The organism is Paenibacillus sp. FSL E2-0201 (assembly GCF_037963325.1).
Taxonomy (GTDB): Bacteria; Bacillota; Bacilli; order Paenibacillales; family Paenibacillaceae; genus Paenibacillus_AQ.
This window is the reverse complement of sequence record NZ_CP150154.1, coordinates 3,719,354-3,741,640: the sequence shown is the minus strand read 5'-3', so window position 1 is coordinate 3,741,640 and position 22,287 is coordinate 3,719,354. Positions and strand designations below refer to the sequence as shown.

22 protein-coding genes and 1 pseudogene are annotated in these 22,287 nt (G+C 42.6%); 15 read left to right on the top strand and 8 right to left on the bottom strand.

Annotated elements, in window-relative coordinates; genetic code table 11:
• Positions 1-77: 77 nt before the first annotated feature.
• The gene (locus NSU15_RS16910; RefSeq protein WP_339286846.1) at positions 78-2,165 is read right to left on the bottom strand and encodes an ABC transporter ATP-binding protein; all 2,088 of its coding nucleotides are present in this window, start codon (positions 2,163-2,165) and stop codon (positions 78-80) included.
• Positions 2,166-2,212: 47 nt separating this feature from the next.
• Entirely contained in the window at positions 2,213-3,961 is a 1,749-nt protein-coding gene (locus NSU15_RS16905) for an ABC transporter transmembrane domain-containing protein (protein WP_042128416.1), read from the bottom strand.
• A gap of 546 nt (positions 3,962-4,507) precedes the next feature.
• On the opposite strand from NSU15_RS16905, the gene NSU15_RS16900 reads away from it, so the two are divergent.
• On the top strand, positions 4,508-4,825 hold the full coding sequence (locus NSU15_RS16900) for a HesB/YadR/YfhF family protein (protein WP_042128414.1): 318 nt from the start codon (positions 4,508-4,510) through the stop codon (positions 4,823-4,825).
• Between the two features lie 76 nt (positions 4,826-4,901).
• Here the strand turns inward: NSU15_RS16900 and NSU15_RS16895 are convergent, their stop codons facing one another.
• Complete coding sequence (locus NSU15_RS16895) at positions 4,902-5,417, bottom strand: hypothetical protein (RefSeq protein ID WP_042128412.1); 516 nt, start codon at positions 5,415-5,417, stop codon at positions 4,902-4,904.
• A 125-nt stretch (positions 5,418-5,542) separates the two neighbouring features.
• Between NSU15_RS16895 and NSU15_RS16890 the strand changes: the two genes are divergently transcribed.
• The 3 genes from NSU15_RS16890 (at position 5,543) to NSU15_RS16880 (ending at position 8,875) form a co-directional block, all read left to right on the top strand.
• Positions 5,543-7,291: an ABC transporter ATP-binding protein gene (locus tag NSU15_RS16890; RefSeq protein ID WP_076118776.1), complete on the top strand. Its 1,749-nt coding sequence runs from the start codon at positions 5,543-5,545 to the stop codon at positions 7,289-7,291.
• A gap of 134 nt (positions 7,292-7,425) precedes the next feature.
• A complete protein-coding gene (locus tag NSU15_RS16885; RefSeq protein WP_076118962.1) occupies positions 7,426-7,944 on the top strand; it encodes a sigma-70 family RNA polymerase sigma factor in 519 nt (172 codons plus the stop codon).
• Positions 7,937-8,875: a DUF4179 domain-containing protein gene (locus NSU15_RS16880; RefSeq protein WP_339286843.1), complete on the top strand. Its 939-nt coding sequence runs from the start codon at positions 7,937-7,939 to the stop codon at positions 8,873-8,875. The genes NSU15_RS16885 and NSU15_RS16880 overlap by 8 nt, the downstream gene beginning before the upstream one ends.
• A 75-nt stretch (positions 8,876-8,950) precedes the next feature.
• Here NSU15_RS16880 and NSU15_RS16875 read toward each other — a convergent pair whose 3' ends face one another.
• Together NSU15_RS16875 and NSU15_RS16870 are read right to left on the bottom strand one after the other, a co-directional pair.
• A complete protein-coding gene (locus NSU15_RS16875; protein ID WP_042128405.1) occupies positions 8,951-9,394 on the bottom strand; it encodes a DUF441 domain-containing protein in 444 nt (147 codons plus the stop codon).
• 1 nt (position 9,395) lies between these two features.
• Entirely contained in the window at positions 9,396-10,400 is a 1,005-nt protein-coding gene (locus tag NSU15_RS16870; RefSeq protein WP_042128403.1) for a YpdA family putative bacillithiol disulfide reductase, read from the bottom strand.
• Between the two features lie 179 nt (positions 10,401-10,579).
• Here NSU15_RS16870 and NSU15_RS16865 point away from each other — a divergent pair, with 179 nt between their 5' ends.
• The 5 genes and pseudogenes from NSU15_RS16865 to rsgA all read left to right on the top strand — a co-directional run.
• Complete coding sequence (locus NSU15_RS16865; RefSeq protein WP_042128401.1) at positions 10,580-11,176, top strand: metalloregulator ArsR/SmtB family transcription factor; 597 nt, start codon at positions 10,580-10,582, stop codon at positions 11,174-11,176.
• Between the two features lie 121 nt (positions 11,177-11,297).
• Positions 11,298-11,753 carry a DUF3939 domain-containing protein gene (locus NSU15_RS16860; protein ID WP_042128399.1) on the top strand — a complete coding sequence of 152 codons (456 nt, stop codon included), beginning with the start codon at positions 11,298-11,300 and terminating at the stop codon, positions 11,751-11,753.
• A gap of 161 nt (positions 11,754-11,914) precedes the next feature.
• Positions 11,915-12,586, top strand: coding sequence for an HAD family hydrolase (locus NSU15_RS16855; protein WP_042128397.1), 672 nt, complete (start codon positions 11,915-11,917; stop codon positions 12,584-12,586).
• Between the two features lie 490 nt (positions 12,587-13,076).
• On the top strand, positions 13,077-13,424 hold the full coding sequence (locus NSU15_RS16850) for a hypothetical protein (protein ID WP_339286839.1): 348 nt from the start codon (positions 13,077-13,079) through the stop codon (positions 13,422-13,424).
• 12 nt (positions 13,425-13,436) lie between these two features.
• A pseudogene (gene rsgA, locus NSU15_RS16845) lies at positions 13,437-14,171 on the top strand (ribosome small subunit-dependent GTPase A); the annotation flags it as partial.
• A 120-nt stretch (positions 14,172-14,291) separates the two neighbouring features.
• Here the strand turns inward: rsgA and NSU15_RS16840 are convergent.
• Positions 14,292-14,918, bottom strand: coding sequence for an FMN-dependent NADH-azoreductase (locus NSU15_RS16840; RefSeq protein ID WP_042128394.1), 627 nt, complete (start codon positions 14,916-14,918; stop codon positions 14,292-14,294).
• A 227-nt stretch (positions 14,919-15,145) separates the two neighbouring features.
• Here NSU15_RS16840 and NSU15_RS16835 point away from each other — a divergent pair, with 227 nt between their 5' ends.
• The gene (locus tag NSU15_RS16835) at positions 15,146-15,283 is read left to right on the top strand and encodes a hypothetical protein (protein ID WP_170880275.1); all 138 of its coding nucleotides are present in this window, start codon (positions 15,146-15,148) and stop codon (positions 15,281-15,283) included.
• A 120-nt stretch (positions 15,284-15,403) separates the two neighbouring features.
• Here the strand turns inward: NSU15_RS16835 and NSU15_RS16830 are convergent, their stop codons facing one another.
• Positions 15,404-15,643 carry a hypothetical protein gene (locus tag NSU15_RS16830; RefSeq protein ID WP_042128392.1) on the bottom strand — a complete coding sequence of 80 codons (240 nt, stop codon included), beginning with the start codon at positions 15,641-15,643 and terminating at the stop codon, positions 15,404-15,406.
• A 142-nt stretch (positions 15,644-15,785) separates the two neighbouring features.
• Between NSU15_RS16830 and NSU15_RS16825 the strand changes: the two genes are divergently transcribed.
• A complete protein-coding gene (locus tag NSU15_RS16825) occupies positions 15,786-16,454 on the top strand; it encodes a hypothetical protein (protein ID WP_339286836.1) in 669 nt (222 codons plus the stop codon).
• Here NSU15_RS16825 and NSU15_RS16820 read toward each other — a convergent pair.
• Positions 16,441-18,141: an alpha-amylase family glycosyl hydrolase gene (locus NSU15_RS16820; protein WP_339286834.1), complete on the bottom strand. Its 1,701-nt coding sequence runs from the start codon at positions 18,139-18,141 to the stop codon at positions 16,441-16,443. The genes NSU15_RS16825 and NSU15_RS16820 overlap by 14 nt on opposite strands.
• A 272-nt stretch (positions 18,142-18,413) precedes the next feature.
• Between NSU15_RS16820 and NSU15_RS16815 the strand changes: the two genes are divergently transcribed.
• The 4 genes from NSU15_RS16815 (at position 18,414) to NSU15_RS16800 (ending at position 22,194) form a co-directional block, all read left to right on the top strand.
• Positions 18,414-19,436, top strand: a complete 1,023-nt coding sequence (locus NSU15_RS16815; RefSeq protein ID WP_042128388.1) for an ABC transporter substrate-binding protein — start codon at positions 18,414-18,416, stop codon at positions 19,434-19,436.
• A gap of 53 nt (positions 19,437-19,489) precedes the next feature.
• Positions 19,490-20,266, top strand: coding sequence for an ABC transporter ATP-binding protein (locus NSU15_RS16810; protein WP_042128385.1), 777 nt, complete (start codon positions 19,490-19,492; stop codon positions 20,264-20,266).
• Entirely contained in the window at positions 20,266-21,102 is an 837-nt protein-coding gene (locus NSU15_RS16805; RefSeq protein ID WP_339286832.1) for an ABC transporter permease, read from the top strand. Before NSU15_RS16810 ends, NSU15_RS16805 begins: the two co-directional genes overlap by 1 nt.
• 105 nt (positions 21,103-21,207) lie before the next feature.
• Positions 21,208-22,194, top strand: a complete 987-nt coding sequence (locus tag NSU15_RS16800) for an aromatic acid exporter family protein (RefSeq protein WP_042128381.1) — start codon at positions 21,208-21,210, stop codon at positions 22,192-22,194.
• The last annotated feature ends 93 nt before the right edge of the window (positions 22,195-22,287 follow it).

Below are 22,287 nucleotides of genomic sequence, written 5' to 3'. Positions count from 1 at the left end.
TTTCATTTTACAGAACAAATGTTCTAATATCAAGTATATAAAAACCCTGAATCACTGGATGTGACTCAGGGCATATTTTACATTTTCTCTAACGATGGTTGCAAGCTACCTAATGAAGGTCTTGAGGGTGCACCTTTATTATTGTCTATACTGTTAGAACCAGCACCTACTTGTAGCTGGTACATTCGGAAGTATCTACCGCCGAGTGCCATTAGCTCATCGTGGCTACCCCGTTCGACGATCTCTCCGTGATGCAGAACAAGAATCTGATCTGCACTGCGAATGGTCGATAGACGGTGTGCGATGATGAATGTGGTGCGACCTTTTTTAAGAACTTCTAGTGCATCTTGAATGACGCTTTCTGTCTCCGTATCGATATTGGAGGTGGCTTCATCAAGAATTAGAATAGCTGGGTCGAAGGAGAGCGCTCTGGCAAAAGAAATTAATTGCCGCTGTCCTGCGGATAAGGTACTCCCTTTTTCAATAACGGGTTCATCAAAACCTTGAGGAAGGTGAGCTAACAATTTATCAGCTCCGACTTCCCGTAAAGCCCGTTCTACCCGTTCGCGTGAGATTCGTTCATCTCCTAGGCTGACATTGGAAGCAATGGTACCAGTGAAGAGGTAAGGGTCTTGAAGAACAATCCCCATGTGATTGCGCAGCCACTGTTTCGGAATATCCGTAACCTTCTGGCCATCAATCGTGATTTCCCCTTTTTGCGGATCATAGAACCGGAATAACAAGTTGATAATCGAGCTTTTACCAGATCCGGTGTGACCAACTAGAGCAACAGTTTCTCCCGGGCGTGCTTCAAAGGAAATATCGCGAAGGACGAAGTCTTTTTTGTAGGCAAAAGATACATTCTTAAACTCCACTTTTCCTTTATAACGCGGCATGGAACCATCGGTAACATTCTCCCCGGGCTCATCCATAAGTGTAAAGACACGACCCGCAGATACCATAGAAGTGTCGAGGTTTGCGAGTTGATTCACCATACCCGTAATCGGTTGGAACAAACGTCCAAGCACATCGACGAAGGCGTACAGCACACCTAAAGATACAAATGTAGAACCCGTAATACTGCCATGTCCGAAATACCAAAGCACCATCACAAAAGAGAGACTGCGTAGAGAGTTCACCAGGTTGTGGGAGGTAAAGGCATTCAGATTCAACATTTTATTCTGATATTTCAAGTAGTCATCGTTCAGATTCTCAAATTCTTCACCAAGCTGCTTTTGACGGCGGAATATGCGAACGATGGACATTCCTTGAATCGATTCATTAATGATAGCGTTGATCTCACTCAGGCGTGAGCGGATGATCGTATTGTATTTTGTTGCGATTTTACGATAAAGCACGATCCAAAGAATAAGAATCGGGATGATGAACAAGCTGATCAGACCTAGTCGAACGTCAAGCAAGAACAAGGCGATGTATACGCCAGTAATATTAATAATACCGGTACTGAAATTGGAGAGAACCGCAATAAAGAGATCCTTAATCGCCTCGGTATCATTAGTAACACGTGACACTACCTTACCTGCTGGCAGGTTGTCAAAAAAGTAAACCGGAAGTCGCTGAATATGCGCATACACATCGGTTCGCAGCTTTCGGATTACCTGATTCGCCGAAGATTGCAGCCAATAAGTCTTGCCGAATTCGGCAAAGATCGAGATGACTAGGAAGATAGCGTACAAACCGACCAGCTGATAAATTCCTGGAAGCTCAGGTTTGTAAAAATCGAACAGCTCATCTGCTGATAGTTTAACCGCAGGATAGATGGCTTCATCTTCACCGCGCGTGATATGCATTTCACCATTGCTGAACTTTCGCTCACCATCAGGCTGTGTTACAGCTTCATTAATAAAGTAAAAGGTTCTTCCCTCTTGCAGAATGCGAATTTCTTGACCCTTAGCTTCCCCGGGTTCAAAACGGTCTCCGCGTTTGTAATAAGTGTTGTTATACTGAACCGCCTCATCTGGAGACGTAGTACTAAAATAAGGCTTTTCGATGGCCAACATATGATTGTCAATCATACTTTTGGCGATAAATGGGCCTGCCAGTTCCGCCGCTACCCCGATGGAAAGGAGCAGAAGAGCTGCGATAAAGGTTTTTTTCGCAGTCAATGCGTATTCAAGCAGGCGTTTGCCTGTACTCTTTGTCAACGGTGACACCTCCTAAATGTTTTGCATAATCATAGCTAGTATGTCTTTTAATCATTCGATAAATTATTCTCTACTTGCTGCCGGTCATACTGCTCACGATACCAACCATTCATATCCAGCAGCTCTTGGTGCGTGCCACGTTCCACGATATGTCCGTTATCCAGTACGACGATAATGTCGGCATGTTGAACAGCTGAGAGGCGGTGCGTAGAGATTAATGTAGTCTTTCCTGCACGCTCTTGTCGGATGTTCTCGATAATCTGAGCTTCGGTACGAGCGTCAACAGCGGATAAGGCATCGTCAAGAATCAGAACATCTGGATTTGCGATAAAGGCTCTGGATAAGGATACACGTTGCTTTTGTCCACCGGATAAGGATACTCCACGTTCACCCACCAATGTATCTAAACCATCGGATAATGTTCCTAAGTCATTTTGGAAGGCGGCAGCTGTGATAGCTTTCATGATCGTATCGTCATCCGCGTTGTCTAGACCAAATTGAATATTCTGACGTACTGATTTGGAGAAAAGGATCTGCTCTTGAGGAACATAACCCATCCAGCTGTGTAGCTGATCCAATGAAATCTGTTGAATCGGAACTCCAGAGATGAGGATTTCACCATTACCTGTCGGATATTCACGAAGCAGCTGTTTGAGGAGCGTTGATTTACCGCTTCCCGTACGACCGACTACACCTAGTGTTTGCCCTTGGTTCAAGGTCAGACTGACATTGGTTAGATTGTCAATCGTCGATGAGGGATAACGGAATGTCACATCGTTTAGTTCAATTCGGGTAGGATTGGCAACATGAACCGGTTGTGCAGCACTCTGAACATCCGCTTTGGAGTTTAGGGTCTCATCAATACGTTCGAGAGAGGCACCACCACGTTGCATGATGTTAATTAGCTCTCCAATGGCGAACATCGGCCACACAATCATCCCGAGGTACATATTGAAGGAGACAAGATCACCTAGCGTGATCTGATTTCGGAACACAAGATAAATCCCATAGGTAAGACCGATAATGTAGCTGAGCCCTACGCAGAACCGAATCGTCGGTTCGAAGAAGGCATCGACACGGGCGACAGCCATGTTCTTGTTGTATACATCTTCAGTAATATCTGAGAAACGTTTCTCATCGAGTCTTTCTTGTACATAAGCTCGGATAACTCGAACACCTGAGACAGATTCGAGAACCTGATCATTCATATCCCCGAATGCATCTTGTGCTAAACTGTAGCGATCATGGATAGCCTTACCATAAAAAATCATAGCTATTGCAATTAATGGTAATGGCAATACTGCTGCAAGAGTCAGCTTCCAGCTGACGAGAAAACCCATTGCGAACAATACGACTGTGAGGTAGATCGTAGAATCCACCAGTGTGAGCATCCCAAATCCAACGGTAGCTGAGACAGCTCTGATATCGTTGGTTGCCCGGGCCATCAGGTCGCCGGTTCTATTGCGTTCGAAAAACGATGGGGTCATGGTCATCAAATGATTCATAAATCTCGAGCGCAGTAGGCGCTCTACGAGGTTGGAGCCTCCGAATAATTTGTGCATCCATATGTAGGTAATCCAATAAATGACTAGCAGCAAAAGGAGGATCATGCCGATATATTTGGCTAATGATGCTGTAGTTATCGAACCGCGTACTATGTCGTCAATGGCATTGCCTAGTAGGCGTGGGGGGAGTAATTCAAGAACACCAACACCAATTAGTAAGATCAGGCCAATCAGGTAACGCTTTTTTTCTCGGCGAAAGAACCAGCCAAGATTGCGGAGAACGGAGAACAAGTAAATCCCTTCCTTTCGAGTTGAAGTAATAGCTGTGACGTTGAAAAAAGCAGAAGTGGTTATCTCTACAGCCAAGAAAAAAACGACGGTGCCGTCCTTTAAAGATGACAACCGACAAAAAAGGCATATCATCCGAAAACGGACGATATGCCTGTAATTTACAGCTATCATGCGCACGGTGCTATACAGCACCAGGCATGCGAGAGACCTTCAAGAACTAAAGTTATACGATCAATTACACTCGCAGGGAACTTCAGGATGGTTTCACCACTTGGGCTGCTTCGGTATTCGGTTGATTGGAAATTCCAACAATAGTGATATGATATGGCTGTAACTTCGTAAACACCGCGCTCACCCCTTTCAATGATTTAATAATAACTACTGGTAATAACTAGTAGACCGTTAGTTATGTTCAGAGTTTATCACTCGCTTCGCAAAGTTGTCAAACTAATTTTTGAGGAGCTTGGGAAAACATTAATTGTATAAAGGTATTTGAATATCGATTCATTTTCAGTATGATTAGACTATACAAAGGAGCTGAGAGAGATGAACATGGAAATTAGTCAAGCAGCGGCAGCTTGGTTTAAAAGAGAACTGGATCTTAACAATGGAGACTATATTCGTTTATTTCCCCGTTATAGCTCGGGAGGCGGACTTCACCCTGGCTTCTCACTGGGTATCGCAACAGAGGCGCCTGGACGTCCGGCTATTCAAGTTGAACAAGAGGGTATTGTGTTCTACATGGAGGAGCAGGACTTATGGTATATGGAAGGTTATGGTTTAACTATTGTGTATTCTGAGGCAGAGGATGACATTGAATATAAGTATGAAGCCAAGTCAGTGCCTGATAGTGTACAGATTTAACTGACTTAATTTTGTTTATTAACTAATGATGAAAAGCCCTTGCCAAAAGGCAGGGGCTTTTTCTACGTTGATATAATCAGTGTGAATTGCGGAACGTTTCTTCCTCCATAGCAAAATCAAAATCGTCAATGTCGTATACTTGAACTGGGACTCCACCTTCAATAATGCGTTGAATCAGCTCGAATTGGTCAGTAAGAATAGGCACCTTCTCACGTTGAGAGGACAATAGCAACTCTGTTTCGATTGGATCGAACGTTTCTCCATAAACTGCGGTATCCATGCTGTTAATGATGGTGATTTTTGATTGTCCACCGAGAAGAATTCCAGAGCTTTTTGCCCAAGGAACGGCCAGACAACGGTTGATTTTTTTAGCATTAAGCGGCTCTTCGAAATAGGCTATCAGCTCACCAATTTTGAGTTTGACATGCTTGTCATCATCTGGACGGTTCATTAACGGATCATCACTGTCCCGCAGTTCGTATAATTCCATTACGGTCGTATAAGGCACTATATATTCTACAGGGCTGCTCGATATGAGAAGCTGGCCGTAAATCGCCATCATGACGGCTTCCGTCACAAATTGTCTAGACATCTTTATCCTCCTGAAGTTCGGGTACTGCTATCGTACTTATGGACTTAAAAATATAAAAACACTGTAGAGCGCAAAAGTCAACTGTACTTAAGCAACTCAGTAAAGAGAAAGGACAGAATATTCCTGTGAAGCAATGGAAATCATATTTTACTTTCGTACGTCCTTACATGAAATTGATTGTGTTTACGCTATTTATAGGTATGATCAAGTTCAGCATTCCATTAACACTGCCAATGATTCTGAAATATGTAGTCGATGACCTGCTGATGAACCCTGCCATGAGCGTCGAAGAGCGGGTATCCCAATTGATGCTCATCCTCGGAGGCGCATTTGTTCTATTTGTAATCGTGAGAGGACCGGTGGAGTATTACCGTCAGTATTTTGCTCAGCTGATTACAAGCAAGGTATTGTTCGACATGCGGAATAAGCTATACAGTCACTTACAGCGATTATCACTCCGGTATTATCAGAATACAAAAGTGGGCGAAGCGATTTCAAGATTTATAAATGATGTGGAACAGACCAAAAATTTAGTAGAAGTCGGAATGATGAATGTATGGCTGGATTTATTTACGCTAGTGTTTGCGCTTGGTTTTATGTTTTATTTGAATCCAGTGCTGGCGCTAGTATCTATCGCTGTCCTTCCGTTCTACGCCTTTGCGGTAAGCAAACTATATAAACGACTTAAGAAGTTAACCAAAGACCGTTCACAAGCTCTGGCAGGTATTCAAGGCTATCTTCATGAACGGATTCAAGGCATATCGATCATTCGCAGCTTCACCATGGAAAAAGTGGATCAGAAGCAGTTTGAGGATATTAACGGTAACTTTCTCAAAAAAGCGATGGCTCAAACTCGTTGGAATGCGATGACCTTCGCGATTATTAACACACTAACGGATATTGCACCACTGCTAGTCATCGGATACGGTGGTTATCAAGTGATTCATGGCAATTTGACTGTGGGAACCTTTGTTGCTTTCTTCGGCTATCTGGACCGGATGTATGCGCCGCTGCGTCGATTGATTAATTCCTCAACAGTGCTCACACAAGCCTCGGCTTCCCTTGAAAGGGTGCTTGAGCTGCTAGAAGAGCCTTATGATATCGTGGATAAACCGGGAGCGAGACCTCTGACGAATGCACGAGGTGAAATTGATTTTCATAATGTATGGTTCAAATACAACGAAGAGAATGATTGGGTACTGAAGGATATCAATTTAAGTATCAAACCTGGGCAGACCGTCGCTTTTGTCGGAATGAGTGGTGGTGGGAAGTCCTCTCTCATCAGCTTGATCCCGCGATTCTATGACATCAGCAAGGGTAGCCTTAAGATGGATGGCCAGGATATACAAGATTTGACGCAAGAGAGTTTGCGAAGAACTGTTGGGATGGTGCTTCAAGATAATTTCTTATTTAGCGGATCTGTACGAGATAATATTTTGTTTGGTAATCCTAATGCAACAGAGGAAGAAGTCCTCTCGGCGGCAAAAGCTGCCAATGCGCATGATTTTATTGAGCAGCTGCCGCTAGGCTATGACACAGAAGTGGGAGAACGTGGAGTGAAGCTGTCCGGTGGGCAAAAGCAACGGGTGGCCATTGCAAGGGTGTTTCTTAAAGACCCGAAGGTTCTCATCTTAGACGAAGCTACATCAGCGCTGGATCTGGAATCAGAGCATTTAATTCAACAAGCGCTGCAATCCCTCTCGTCGGAACGGACCACACTAATTGTTGCGCATAGACTGTCTACCATTACACATGCTGATCAGATCGTAGTACTTGAGAACGGTGAAATCACAGAGCGTGGTACACATGAAGAACTAATGGGGATAGATGGGAGTTATGCGAGATTGTTTAACGTACAGCATTTGGATACATGATAAGATATATCATTATAATAAATTACTTAGGTGGTCTTCTCGGGAGAGAGGGCCACTTTTTTTAAACTCTATTGAGTCTTTTTGGATATCACATGCGTCTAAAAAATATAAGCAACATGAAAGGTAGTGAGAACTTGAATACAACAGAGCTGGAGGAAAAGGCGATAGCGGGTGATGAAGACAGCTTTACTGCATTGATAGAGGGGATGCAAGAGCGTCTTTACCGTATGGCATACTCCTATGTGAGGAATAAGGATGATGCGCTAGAGATTGTGCAGGAGACCGTCTATAAAGCGTATATCTCTGTTCATAAACTACAGCAACCTCAATATTTTAAAACTTGGCTGACAAAAATAGCCGTCAATTGTGCCTTAGACTTTATCCGGAAATCCAAAAAAATTGTGTATATGGAGAAAAATCCCGAAGGCAGCTACGCTTCAGAACCCATAGAGGATGTCATTGATCTTCAGGAGGCATTAAGAGTCCTTGATAAAAGATCAAGATTGATTATTGTGATGAGATATTTTGAAGACTTGCCCATAAAAGAAATTGCCGGGGTATTAGACATGCCAGAGAGTTCAGTGAAAACCGTCATCTATCGGGGATTAGGAAAATTGAAAATTAATATGAAGGGGAGTGAGTACTTTGGATAATCAAATGGAACGTTTACAGAAAGCATACAACGATATTGAAATCCCTGAAGAACTATCACAAGCCTCTCGTAAAGGTATTGAAAGAGGAAAACTTCATAAACAACAGAAAAGAGGAATAAAAATGAATGGATTAAAATGGACAGGGTCAGTTGCAGCAGCAGTTATTATTTCTTTTACAGTGGGCGTAAATACGGTGCCAGCCTTCGCTGATAGTATGAATGATGTGCCAGTGCTCGGTAAGCTGGTAAGTGTTTTGAAATTTACGGATGGAAGTGCAGGAGGCGGCACGATTCAGGATGGAGTAGATGTTAATTTCATTTCGTTGAAACATCAGAAGAACAGTGATCAAATGATTTTAAACTTCGCGAATTCGGACAATACACAAGATCTTGCAAGCTCTTATAACGTAAAATTCACTGACAATCCTTATACAATGACCGTAACCGTGAGTGGGGCAAGGAACTTCTCAGCTGTTAAAGATCTTGAGACATTAAAAGAAAGCAAGTATGTTCAAGATGCTTATCCTTTAATTACATTGGATGACTCGATGATACGTTTCAATGTGACCTTCAAAGAGCCAGTTGCTTATGAGGTAAAGGAATATAAGGACCCGGCACAGGTGGCGATTACATTGATGGATAAGAAGGGTGACGTGGGGGAAGGAGCTTCTATCTATTCACTTAGAACGATCTCAGCACCTTCTGGCGAGAGTCAAGGCATGGCTGAAGAGATGTTATTCGGGTTAAAAGACGTGCGCGTATTAAAGGATCAGAAGGGATTATTCCTAGTGGAAGCTGGCTATTTCAATTCAGAAGCAGAGGCGTTGGCCCAGCTGGAAAAAATTCAAACAGAGTATGGTATTAGTGATTTATTGTTTGTAGAAAAACGATCATCTCAGGAAATTCCACAGTCCATTTCTCAGGCTGAATAAAAAGAAAGTAGAGCAGCGATTCTCTCGTAGTGGAGAATCGCTGCTCTACTTTTGTGTTCAATCGTTGCTCACCTTTTACATTTTGCCAATCAAGAGCGATAATATACCGGCTGCGATAAGCGGTCCTACAGGGACACCCTTGAACAATGCAACGCCTATCACTGTTCCGATCAGGAGACCCGCAACAACTGTGGGCTGGTTGGTCATAAGGATAGCTCCTCGCCCTCCAAGATAAGCGACGAGAATACCGATCGCAATTGCAAGAAGTGACTTCCAGTGAAGGAAGGATTGACCGACCATTTGTAGCGATATTTTTCCGCTGGCCAAAGGTGTCATGACCCCGATCGTAAGAATGATAATCCCGAGGGTTAAACCATATTTTTCAAGCCAAGGGAAGGTCTGCTGCAGCCCAAGAACTCTTAGCAGTAATAGGACGACCATTGCTATTGTTACAGGGGAATTACTGCTTATAATACCTAGCGCAGCAAGTCCAAGCAAAAGCAAAGAGGTCATGTCCATCTTAAACGTTCAACTCCTTATTGTGAGAACTTCGCTTCGAAAGAATATGATCAGCGATAAGTTTACCATGCCCACGTCCTGTCTCAATAAATACTTCATTCGCATTCCGACCTGATGCGATTACTCCTGCAACATAAAGACCTGGAATATTACTTTCCATACTGGAGGGGTTAAAAGCTGGCTTATCCATATCGTCATCCATAACTACTCCCGCTGAAGTGAGAAGCACCCGGCTAGGGCGGAAGCCTGTCAAAGCAAGGACGAAATCATTATCTATGGATTTCTTATCTCCATTGTGACTTGTAACGATGACCGAATTAGCCGTAATTTCAGTCACACGTGATTCCAAATGAAGGGTGATCCTTCCCTTTTGTACCATCCCTTCAAAGATTGGCCGAACCCAAGGTTTAATATTCGAGGAAATGCTCTCACCACGATAGACCATATCTACTGTAGCTCCAACACGCATAAGCTCCAGCGCTGCATCTACGGCGGAATTACTTCCACCTATTACTGTAACCTTCATCCCTGTATATGGATGGGCTTCGCCGAAATAGTGGGTAACCTTAGGAAGCTCTTCACCTGGAATACCGATCATATTCGGTTGATCAAAATAACCTGTAGCTATTACTACATTCGCGGTAATCCGTGTTTGATGCTCACCCCGCATATTGGACGTATGTACAGCAAAGGTTCCATCCTCCAAAGGCTCAATGGACGTCGCTTCTTCGTAAGCGGCTATATCTAGACCATACTGTTTCGCAGCCCGGCGGTAATAGACAAGTGCTTCATGACGGTACGGTTTATCATTAGTCGAGGTGAAAGGAACGTCTCCGATCTCCAATAGCTCAGCTGTACTGAAGAATTGCATATTTGTTGGATACAAATAAATGGAGTGAACAATAAAGCTTTTTTCAATAATGAGACTGGACAGTCCTTGGCGTTGGCATTCAATAGCTGCCGAGAGGCCGCAAGGACCTGCACCGATAATAATTACATCTTTCATACAGCGGGTTACCTCCTGATTGTTACTATCTTTTCTTTAAATCCTACCCTAAATTCATTCATTTTGCCATAAGCGTAGGATTAAACATAATAACCATTGCAACCGTAATGTTGATTGTTATATAATTAGACATATATCTAATGAGAATATAGCTTAAGAAAGTGAGGAGTGTGATTCCGATGCAGTTGGAAAAAATAGTGAACTATCATAAAGCTTTGGCTGACCCAACACGTTTGCGTTTATTGCTGCTTCTGTCACAAGGAGAAATGCATGGACAAGCGCTGGCTGAAAAATTGAATTTATCGCAACCGACAGTAACTCATCATGCTGCGAAATTGCGGGAAGCGGCTTTAATTAAGGAGCGGCGCGACAAGAATACCGTTTATTTTAAGTTGAATCCGGAGTTCATTAGTAGTGGCGCTGAGGCTTCACTTCAGTTTATTTTTTCGAAAGGAGCGAGAAATATGGAGGAGAAATCACCTGAGAATAGTCTAAAAGAGTCTGTGCTTCGTAATTTTTTCTCGAAGGATGGACGGCTACGGCAAATCCCGGCACAGTATAAAAAGAAATTGATCGCCCTTCAGTACATGGTTGAGAAGCTAGAACCTAGGGTAGTTTATACTGAAAAGGAAATTAACGAGTTTATTAAGCAGTTTCATGAGGATTTTGCTACCATTCGGCGTGAATTTATTATGCATCAGTTTATGTATCGAGAGAATGATAAATATGAGCTTAATCCCCGAGAAATATGGACTCGTTGGGAAGATGTCAAATAATGATCATATAATTGTTAACAATTTGTGTCGATTGGAAATATGCTGATTAAGAAGGAGGAATTCGAATATAATAGAATTGTAAGCGTTAACAAAGATAGTTTTTCGAAAGGAGACTTGTCTTATGTTTTTCAAACGCATAAAAAAACAACCCCAATCCGATCACATTACCGTTACCTTGAATCAAGTCAAACAGGCAATCAGACAATTTGAAGAAGATATGCCTGCGCTCATTAATAGAACAGCCTTAATCCTTGACGACAAAAGAATAGATTTGAGTCGACTAAAACGATATTTAGGTGGAGTTCCAGACCAGAATTTCTATATGTCACGTGAGACATATGAAGTTTTCGAGGAAGAAGATAAGCTGGTTCCCTATTATCTTGATATGGTTCAGTCTGCTGTCGATAATTACATCAGTGATACAGGTCAGCTGCCTCTTGTTGAAGATTCTTGGTTGCCAGAGGTTCATTATCGATTGCTGGCCACAGAAAGTTATCTCAAAGAAACCCCTCCTTTCCCACTGTATATCACAGAAGAGGAAATGATGCTGACACATCGAGCGGAGCATTTTGAGTAAATGAATAAATCTAATATAAATCTTATAAAGACTGTTCGGTAGAAGGGGAGACAGCTAATCCTTTTTACAGAATGGTCTTTTCATTGTCTTAAAAGGCATAGTACAATAGATTACTGAAAGTTCAATTCTTAAAATCAACAGCATATAAGGGGAATCGCTTGATGAAAGAAGTACAAGCCATATTATTTGATTTGGATAATACTTTAATGGATCGTGACAATACATTTCGCAGTTTTTGTACTCAGTTTGTGCAAGATTTTCTAGGACATTTGGAACCTGCGGAAGCGCAGGATGTAATAGAGGATATGATCTATAGAGATGCTGATGGATACCGTGATAAAGACGGATTTTTCATTGAGCTAAGCGAGATACTGCCATGGGAAACGCCAGTTACAGCTGAGCATATTCGTGCGTATTACGATGCGAGCTATATCAATCATGGCGCAACGATGAAAGATGCTGTAGATATTCTGAAGTACTGCAAAGACCGTGGTTATATTCTTGGTCTCGTTACCAACGGCAAAGTAGAAATTCAGAATACCAAAATTGATACACTTGGCCTACGAGAGTACTTTAAGGTTATTGTCATATCCGGAGAAGTAGGAATTGCTAAGCCCGATCCTAAGATTTATCAACTTGCATTAGACAGACTGGGGGTTACTGCTGATCAGACATTGTTTATTGGAGATCATCCAGTGAATGACATCTGGGGTGCTGGCAAAGCAGGACTTCAAGGGATTTGGCTGCAAAGGAAACATGCCTGGGATGATCAATTAGACATTCAACCTTGGAAGATGATTCGTGAGTTGAATGAGCTTAGGTCTATTTTGTAATCATATAGAAATTTGTAGTTGACATTATAAGGCAGAACCGATTATGATAACAACATCTTATTTCGGAAGGAGACGATGTTTTATGACAGTTTTAAATGTAATGAACTCAACTGTTGTGGATACGTGTCTTCCGGGAACAGCGGCTGCCGAATAAGTTATTCGTGCAGTTTAGCAGATAAGCTCTATTACGCTTATTAGAGTCGCGGGAACCGTATTGGGTCCGGCGGCTTTTTTGCGTGTATAGAACCGATAGGATTTTGTAGTTAAATGCCTATTTGTCTATATATCGCACGGGAAAATGAACTTATCCTAGCCTTTACGATAAGACACTTTTCTGATTGTGTATGCACTTCCTGTCCTTTTCGTCCTAGAAGAGTACAAGAAGTGTGGACCGCCGCCGGATTCTTAAATTCCGGCGGCTTTTTGTGTTCTCGGAAAATGCTGGTAGGACAAAAAAATAAACCTTTAACAGATCTTTAGGAGGATTCAAATGACTAACATACAGCAATATGGTTGGAATGAAAATTGGAGTTCAAAATGGGATGAAAGATGGAAAGAGTCGGAGAATAATAAACAGTTAGTTCCCGGACGAATTGTAGGTGATTTCGGAAGTAAGTATAGAGTAATGACTGATATGGGAGAGACATGGGGTGAACTATCAGGAAAGCTGAGACATACATTTGTGGCTTCAGGTGACTTTCCTGCGATCGGTGATTGGGTAGCACTTTCAATGCAGGATGGGGGGGAGCATGGGATTATACATGGGTTATTGCCTCGACATAGTGTCATCTCACGTAAGGTAGCAGGTAACACACAAGAGGAACAAATTGTTGCTTAGAATGTAGATACCTTATTTCTGGTCAGTGCTTTGAATGATGACTTTAATGTTCGGCGGATGGAGAGATACCTGATTATGGCGTGGAATAGTGGGGCAAATCCAGTCATTCTGCTGACCAAAGCGGATCTTTGTTCAGATGCAGATCGTAAAATCGCGGAAATGGAAAGCGCCGCCCCAGGTGTATCAGTTCATGCAGTTAGTGCACTGCAGGATAATGGCCGTGAGAAACTGCTGCCTTACATCGGGAGTGGACAGACAGTGGCTCTAACGGGCTCATCAGGCTGTGGTAAATCAACGATGGTCAACTGGCTATGCGGAAAGAACCTTCAGCTTACACAGGATGTTAGAGAAGGAGATAGCCGCGGACGCCATACCACTACTCACCGTGAATTGTTTGTTATGCCGGACGGAGGAATTATTGTGGACACACCAGGGATGCGTGAGCTACAGCTCTGGGAAGATGAAGGTGGATTAGATCTGGCGTTCAGTGATATTAGCAGTTATGCTGCAGCCTGTCGGTTTAGTAATTGCAGCCATGAACGTGAAGAGGGCTGTGCAGTGCTTGAAGCGGTTCGAACTGGTGAGCTGGAAGAGAAGAGACTGCTAAACTACCGAAAGACTCAGCGGGAGCTGTTGTACCAAAGCACCAAAGAAGTGAAGTTTAAGAGAAAAAGTGCTGCTTCCTCAAAAGTTAATTCTTCAAGAACCAGAGGATACGGGTGGCGCAAAGAATTGGATGAGTATTAGAAGAATTGCTAAAGACAGTAACATTGACAGTAGTAATTTACTAATAGGAAAAAAATTCAAAAAGGGTGACCCTGTGCTCAGGGTCACCCTTTATATTGAATTTGCTCTTATAGGCTTGTATTAGAACGATGCAGCAGTTTCCTTAGCCAATTGTAATCCGTTCTCAATGATTTCAGCGGATTGTGCAGGAAGTTGGTTGTGACCTTCGATGATTACTTGTGTAATATCTTTGATACCCCAAAGGTTAAGGTTACCAACGATGAAGTTTACAGCCATTTCAGCACTTGCTGCAGGGCCTTCGGAATAAATGCCACCTCTAGCGTTCAGAACGATTGCTTTTTTACCTGTCAAAAGACCAACTGGACCTTCAGCAGTGTAAGAGAATGTTTTACCAGCTTGGCAAAGGTAATCGACATAAGTATGCAATACAGCTGGTACGGTCATGTTCCACAGTGGGAAACCGAATACTACTTTATCAGCAGCAATAAACTGTTCCAAATATTTATTTACTACAGCAGCACCTGCAGCTTCTTCAGCGGTTAGTTCGTAACCTTGAGCAGCTTTGTACATACCAGTGATCAGGGTATTGTCGTAGTAAGGAAGTTGTTCTGCGAACAGATCAAGTTCAGTGATTTCATCTTCTGGATTGTTAAGTTTGTAGTTCTCCAAGAATTCATTGTAGAGCTTAACACTTACGGATTGTTCTGCTGGACGGTTGTTTGCTTTAATAAATAGAACTTTAGACATTATGATTGCTCCCTTGGATGTGTGTATTTAATATTAACTATAAATAATATAGCATGTATTCTTTTGTTTGTAAATTATTTTTTTGTAATAGTTTTTTGGGAATTGAGGAGTTTAATAAAAGTGCTAAAGTTTAAAAAAAAGAATTTCCGGTTAATAAACATACAAGGAAACAGGAAAAATTTCCCTATATCCATGAGTATCTGAATGAATTAAAAGGAGCGATGGACATGTCCATTGATCGGTTTATCATTAAGAAATTGGATAGCTGTCACGAAGAGCATACACGCCAAAATTTAGTGAGCCTCTTTAAGCTTCGAATACAGAAGGCTGAAAAAGCAGAAGATAAGAACTATAAGATTAGCTGAAATTGACTTATACTCGTAATTCACTAAATCTGCAAAATTAAAAACAGCAAGTCTCATTCAGAGACTTGCTGTTTAGTCTGCTAAAAGGTGAAAAAACTTTACAAAAAAACTACCCCTCTATTAATAGAGGGATAGCGCCAATGAATCATTCTCACTATAACTGTGCAATATAGCCTCAGAGCCTTTAATTTCGATACTAATCAGAGAATTCAGGCATTTCTGGATGGCATTTTTGCCCTTTTGAATTTTGAGCTCCAACGTACTGTTAAGTAATCTAAGTACTTTCTGAGTGGGCTGTTTATTTTCTGTTGTGAAATACACAGGTACAAGTTTGTTCTGAAAAGTGATGAGCATTCTCATTTTGAAGACACCTCGCTAAAAGTATTTCATGTTAATGATAATACCCTTTGTTTCTTAATTTTACCTTAAAATTAGCTTATGATAACATAAAGATTGTTATATTAATATACATATATATGTAATACAGGAAGGATACAATGATGTGAATGACAATGGAGTAACGGATTTAACGCATTTTTTATTTCCAGATGGGATAGAGGGGGAAGTAATAAGGGATCAGTTACATAAAGCTTCTACCGCAGACCGGATCTGTAGATTGAAATATAAAGAAAAGGAGAAGATGAAGGACCTTTGTCTCCAAGTACATAAAGATCGAATATTAGTAATCTGCAATAGTAAACCAGAATCCCTGCCCTATGAATTAAAGGACGAAAGTGAAACGGTGAGCTTTTGTCTTCAGCTGTTCGAATGTGTGAACACGAAGGAGCTCTACAATCATGGGATTCCGGCATTACTAATGTCAAAAAAAAGATTTGAAGAGCTGAGAAGAAGCTCTTGCTCATCCACGTTGCAAATGCTTTCAGATTGTTTAGCCGCAGAGACAGGGGATGATGTACATTCCATCCAACTAGCACGGGTGATGAAGTGCTTCATGGCAGAAGGAGAATTACGACTCTGCACATCCAGTGATAGTGGATGGATGTTTCAAAAAGCTCGCTTCATGGGTGATCATTCCAGTGGCTGGTTGCTACGAATGAGCAGCGATCCATCCAAAGACTGGCTTATAGCCCTCCCGATTACAAAAGCTCAATTATGCGGTTCAGTAACAAAATGGGTGTTGCATGCCTCCTCATTTCTTACTCCACAATAGCTGTTGAATAAGGAGGGAGGGTGAGTTGATCTGAATTCAAGGTCGACTTGATAGTAATGGTCTTTAGGATCTTGGAATAAGAGAAACCCTCGACATTGGGATGTAGAACAATGGTTTGTTCTTTTCCAGTAAGGTTATGAACGACGAGCACCTGATTCTGTGTTGTTAGTCGTTCGTAAGCCATAACCCCGGTATTGCCAGATGCATAGTCACGGATACCTCCATCCCGGAGCGCTGGGACCTCATTTCTTAATGCAATGAGTTCGCGATATCTTCCAAGCAGTGAGCTACTGTCATTTAACTGGCTCTCAACATCAACGTTGATCGCACCCGCATTATTACTTCCCGGCTCCCACGTAGTCTGCCCCTCTCCTTGATCGGCTGCCACCCATCTCATAGGCTCTCTAAGGCCTTCATCTGGTTTCACACCTAGCATTCCAATTTCTTCACCATAATAGATAAAAGGATTTCCGGGCAAAGTTAACAGTAGGGCTGCTGCCATTTTTGCATGATTTGGGTTGTTGTCTAATTGACTCATGACTCTGTTTTGATCATGATTCGTTAAGAAAGTAGCATCGGTAAAATGATTGTCGGATATTTTGGAGTACAATTTATACGTTCGCTCTAGCGTAAAGGCAGTCCCGCTGTCTTTTTCAGTTTTTACAGAATTGACTAGTGTTTCTGCTAAACCAAAGTTAAAGCTTGAGTCAAAGGCTTGATCTAAATAAGCCCCGACGGTGACAGCAGAATTTTCCCATACCTCACCCACTATATATGCCTCAGGATTAACTTCATTCATGGCTTTGCGGAACTCCTGCCACCAGGATACATTTTTAGCCGTAGTAGCCTCAGTTTTGTCACTCAACAGATCTTCATAGATATGCTTCGCAGCATCCAGTCGGAATCCGTCCACACCTTGCTCGAGCCAAAACTTTCCGATGTCCTTCATTTCCGTACGAACCTCAGCATTATCGAAATTTAGATCTGGCATGCCTTCCCAAAAGCCGCCCAGATAATGACTGCCAAGTAAAGAATGCCACGCATTGCCTCCACCCGCAGCACTGGCTCCGTTTGCGGCACGGCCTTGATCTTCAGCCCAGACGTACCAATCTCGATATTTGCTATCTGTGTTTTTAGCCGAATCTACGAACCATGGGTGTTCTATGGAGGTATGATTCACAACCAGATCCATAATGATTTTAATTCCTCGTTTATGCGCTTCTGTAATAAGCTCTTGAAAATCCTCAAGTGTCCCATAATCAGGATTTATCGAACGATAATCGGTTACATCATAGCCATGATAGCTTGGCGATGGGTTGATGGGCATAAGCCAAATCCCACCGATTCCCAAATCGTTGTTGGTCTCAGGATTCCCGTCATTTAAGTAATCTAACTTTTGGGTGATTCCTTTGAGATCTCCGATGCCATCCCCGTCTGAATCATAGAAGGAACGAACAAATAATTCATAATAAACCGTAGAGGGCTGTTCGTCCACCGTAGCTATGACTTTTGTAGCTTGAGGGGTAGCGGGGGGGTGAACTGAGTCTGTTTTAGGGGAAGGAGAAGCAATGGATGCTTTGTTGCCTGCATCTCCAGAACAACTGGTCAGCAGTAATGCGGTTAGGCTAATGCCTACCAGACTAAATATTATGTTTTTTTTGGTTATGGATGTAGCACCTTTATACATATGAACTAACCCCTTTTACCGCAATTTTCCGATACAAGAAATAGAAAGCGCTTTATTTCCTATAGTACTCGAATGCATCCCTTTTGGTAAAACGTTTGCACAGATACAAAAACAGCAAATTAATCGATATTTATCCATTATTCCAATGAAAATTGCTAATATCATGGTTATTCTTGGATTTCCCTATGTTATTGGAGGTTTTAACCTTTTTGTAGGCATCTGCATATGCTTTAAGCAAGGGCGAAGGACCCGGTAAGAAAGGAGAATGAAGAATGAAGATTAGGAAAAAGCTGTCATTGTCGCTCATGATCATTACTTTATGCTTTTCAGTGCTTGCCGGTTGCGGCGGAAAGTCAGAGATGGTGAAGGTGAAGATTGGTGAAGTCACACGTTCTGTCTTTTATGCACCCGAATATGTTGCTTTATCACAAAATTTCTTTAAAGATGAAGGACTTGACGTAGAACTACAGACGATCCCCGGTGGAGATAAAACTATGACTGCACTCCTCTCTGGCGCCATCGATGTGGCATTGGTAGGTTCTGAAACCTCTATTTATGTGTATCAGCAGGGCTCAGATGATCCAGTCATTAATTTTGCACAGCTGACTCAGAGGGATGGAACGTTCCTGTTTGCCCGTAAAGCTGACGGTGAGTTTAACTGGGATAAAGTGAAGGGGTCTACCTTCCTTGGTCAAAGAAAAGGCGGAATGCCACAAATGGCAGGCGCGTTTACTTTATCGAAAAAAGGAATAGATCCTGCCAAAGACATCACCTTGATCCAAAATATTGACTTTGCCAATATTGCAGGTGCTTTTGCTTCAGGTACTGGCGATTATGTGCAGTTGTTTGAACCTCAGGCTTCAATCTTTGAACGTGAGGGACGAGGGGAAGTAGTGGCTTCGTTTGGAGTCGAGAGCGGCTATTTACCGTACACCGTGTTTATGTCTAAGAATAGCTATATTAGTAAAAATGGAGACACGGTACAGAAGTTCACGAATGCGATCCAGCGTGCTCAGCTTTGGGTGAAAGAACATAGCCCTGAAGAAATTGCAGATGCGATTATGACTTATTTTGATAAAACAGATAGAGACATCGTGGTTTCTGCAGTCAAACGATATAAGGAACAGGATACCTATGCGGTTAATCCAATTATAGATAATGAAGAATGGAACAATTTGCTTGATGTCATCGATCTTGCTGGCGAGCTTAAAGAACGCGTTCCCGCTGACAAAATAGTGAATAACAGTTTTGCTGAGAAAGCTGAGAAGAATATAAAGAGTAGCACTTCAAAATAAGAGAGAACCAAAGATCCTAAATAAGATGTGTAAACATGAAGGAGGGGCTGACAATGCTTCCAGTAGTGCAATTAAAGGGAGTAACGCATGCCTATCTTGGCGACCGTGAAGCTTCACTGGCCGTTGAGGACCTGAACCTTAATGTCGAGCAGGGAGAGTTCGTTAGCCTAGTAGGTCCAAGTGGTTGCGGCAAGACGACTCTCCTATCGATTATTGCAGGACTGCTGCAGCCATCTCAAGGCGAAGTATTCGTAAACGGTCAAACCATTACGGGGCCTTCACCAGAGGTTGGGTATATGCTGCAGCAGGATTATCTTTTTCCTTGGCGGAGTATACTGGACAATGCGATTTTGGGTCTGGAGCTGACTGGAAGCTTGAACGAGGAGAGCAGAAAGCGGACCTTGGAGCTGCTTAGGGAGATGGGCTTAGAGGGAAAAGAGCACGCTTATCCTTCTCAGTTATCAGGTGGAATGCGGCAAAGAGTGGCTCTGGTACGTACCTTGGCTACAAATCCTGGACTACTTCTACTAGACGAGCCGTTCTCGGCGCTGGATTATCAGATTAAATTACAACTGGAAGATTTGGTCTCTGAGACCTTACGCAGCAGAGGAACGACTGCAATATTAGTTACGCATGATCTATCTGAGGCTATTGCAGTAAGCAGTAGTGTTATTCTTCTACAACGAAATCCGGGGAAGATCCGCAAAGTATTCTCAGTGCCAGAGCAAATCCGAACAGCACCTCCGCTGTTTGCACGTGATCAGCCAGGCTTTTCGGAGCTTTTTCATGAGATATGGCAAGAGATGGAGATTGCAGGGAGGGAAGGCTAATGAAGCATACGGAGCAATCGGGGTTATTAGCTTCCCGTGAACAGTGGCTACAGCAAATGCATGGCGATTATAAGAAAACGAAGCACCGGTGGCGCAATCGAGTGAATGTTGTAAGGGGCAGCCTGTTACTATTGTTTTTTGTTCTCTGGGAAGTAGGAGCAAGAATGGGCTGGATTGATGAGCTACTGTTTAGCTATCCTACAAAAGTCTTTCGCCAAATCTGGGAAGATATGGTTAGTGGGAGCTTGTGGCCGCATCTGGGGATGACGGTAGGTGAGACTGCGGTAGGCTTTGTACTGGGAACGCTGTTAGGGACACTGCTGGCTGTGATTATTTGGTGGTCTCCTTTTTTATCAGCAGTACTTGATCCGTATATGGTCGTATTTAACAGTATGCCGAAGGTGGCGCTGGGGCCGATTTTTATCGTCATGTTCGGGGCCGGATTCACTGCTATCGTTGTTACCACTTTATCTATAACGGTGATTATTACGACGCTTGTTGTTTACAACAGCTTTTGCAGTGTAGATCCGAATCTGGTCAAGGTGGTTCGTTCCTTTGGAGCTTCCAGAGTTCAGGTGTTCTTTAAAGTGATTCTGCCTGCTTCATTCCCAACGGTGGTGTCCACCCTCAAGGTGAATGTGGGGATGTCATGGGTAGGGGTTATTGTAGGGGAATTTCTAGTCGCGAAATCTGGTCTGGGCTATCTGATTATTTATGGCTTCCAGGTATTTAACTTCACTCTCGTGATGTCCAGTCTTTTGATTATCGCGGCAGTGGCAACGGCAATGTATCAAATAGTGGTATATCTAGAGAAACGATTGCTATCAAGACGATGATCCTTATGTAATATTGTGTCCGTACACAAAATCTTGTAACATGTCTATATCTTTACCTATATATTGGATAGTGTTTGTATAGTGTTTGTAAGGAGAGATAGGGTTATGGGATTTCGTGTGATTAAAACAGCAGCAGCTACTTTATTATCCGTACTAGTTGCTTCTGCAGTGGGTATACCTAATGCACAGAGTGCAGGCTTGTTGGCAATTTTAGGTGTAGAGGTTACTTTGAAAAGGAGTTTCCGAACGATAACGGCTCGTTTTTTAGCCTCGCTCGTGGGACTCTTTTTTGGCTGCATCCTATTCTGGCTTCTAGGGTTCCATTACTGGGTACTTGGGCTGTATGTACTCGTAGGCTTTCCGATGATCGTGAAGTCTGGCTACAAAGAGGGGATCGTCACCAGCTCGGTTATCGTATTTCGCGTGTTTGGACAAGCTGAACTGTCGCTCCATGTCCTGCTGCAGCAAATTGAGCTTTTGGCTATAGGACTAGGTTCAGCAGGATTGGTAAACTTGGTTTACATGCCTCAGACGGGTGGAGTTATTTATGGGATCCGTAAGGAAGTGGATCGTTATTTCTCAGTTATTTTTACTCAGATGGCCCGTACGCTTCGTGACCCTTTGTATATTTGGGACGGTAAAGAATTAATTGATGCAGATAATGCAGTGCAGCGGGGACTAACGGCAGCTACCCGTGAGATGGAGAATCATGTTATTCATCCTGATGAAGCATGGAATGTCTATTTCTATATGCGGAAGGAGCAACTGGAATCGATTCAAAGTATGATGCAGCTGCTGTCTCAAGTGTATCGCCACTTACCACATGGGGAGATGGTTGCCGAATTGTTCGACCAGCTTAGTGGGGATGTGCTTGCAGAGGAATATACTGGACGAACTGAACATCTGCTGGACGAGCTAACACGAGAATTCGAAGAAATGGATCTGCCGGAGACACGTGAGGAATTTGAAGTACGGTCAGCTATTCTTCAGTTATGTAGGGAATTGGCACTTTATTTAAAGATCGCTAAGCGGCATAAAATACCGGTCAGTTACAAGCCGGAGAAACGTCTTAGCATACGAAAAAAAGCTTAAACTGAGGCTTTAATAAAGTGAAGTATTAACTATCTCTGTCAAAATCACGATAAGATATGTATGAACTAAAAGTTAATCACAAGATAGGATTAA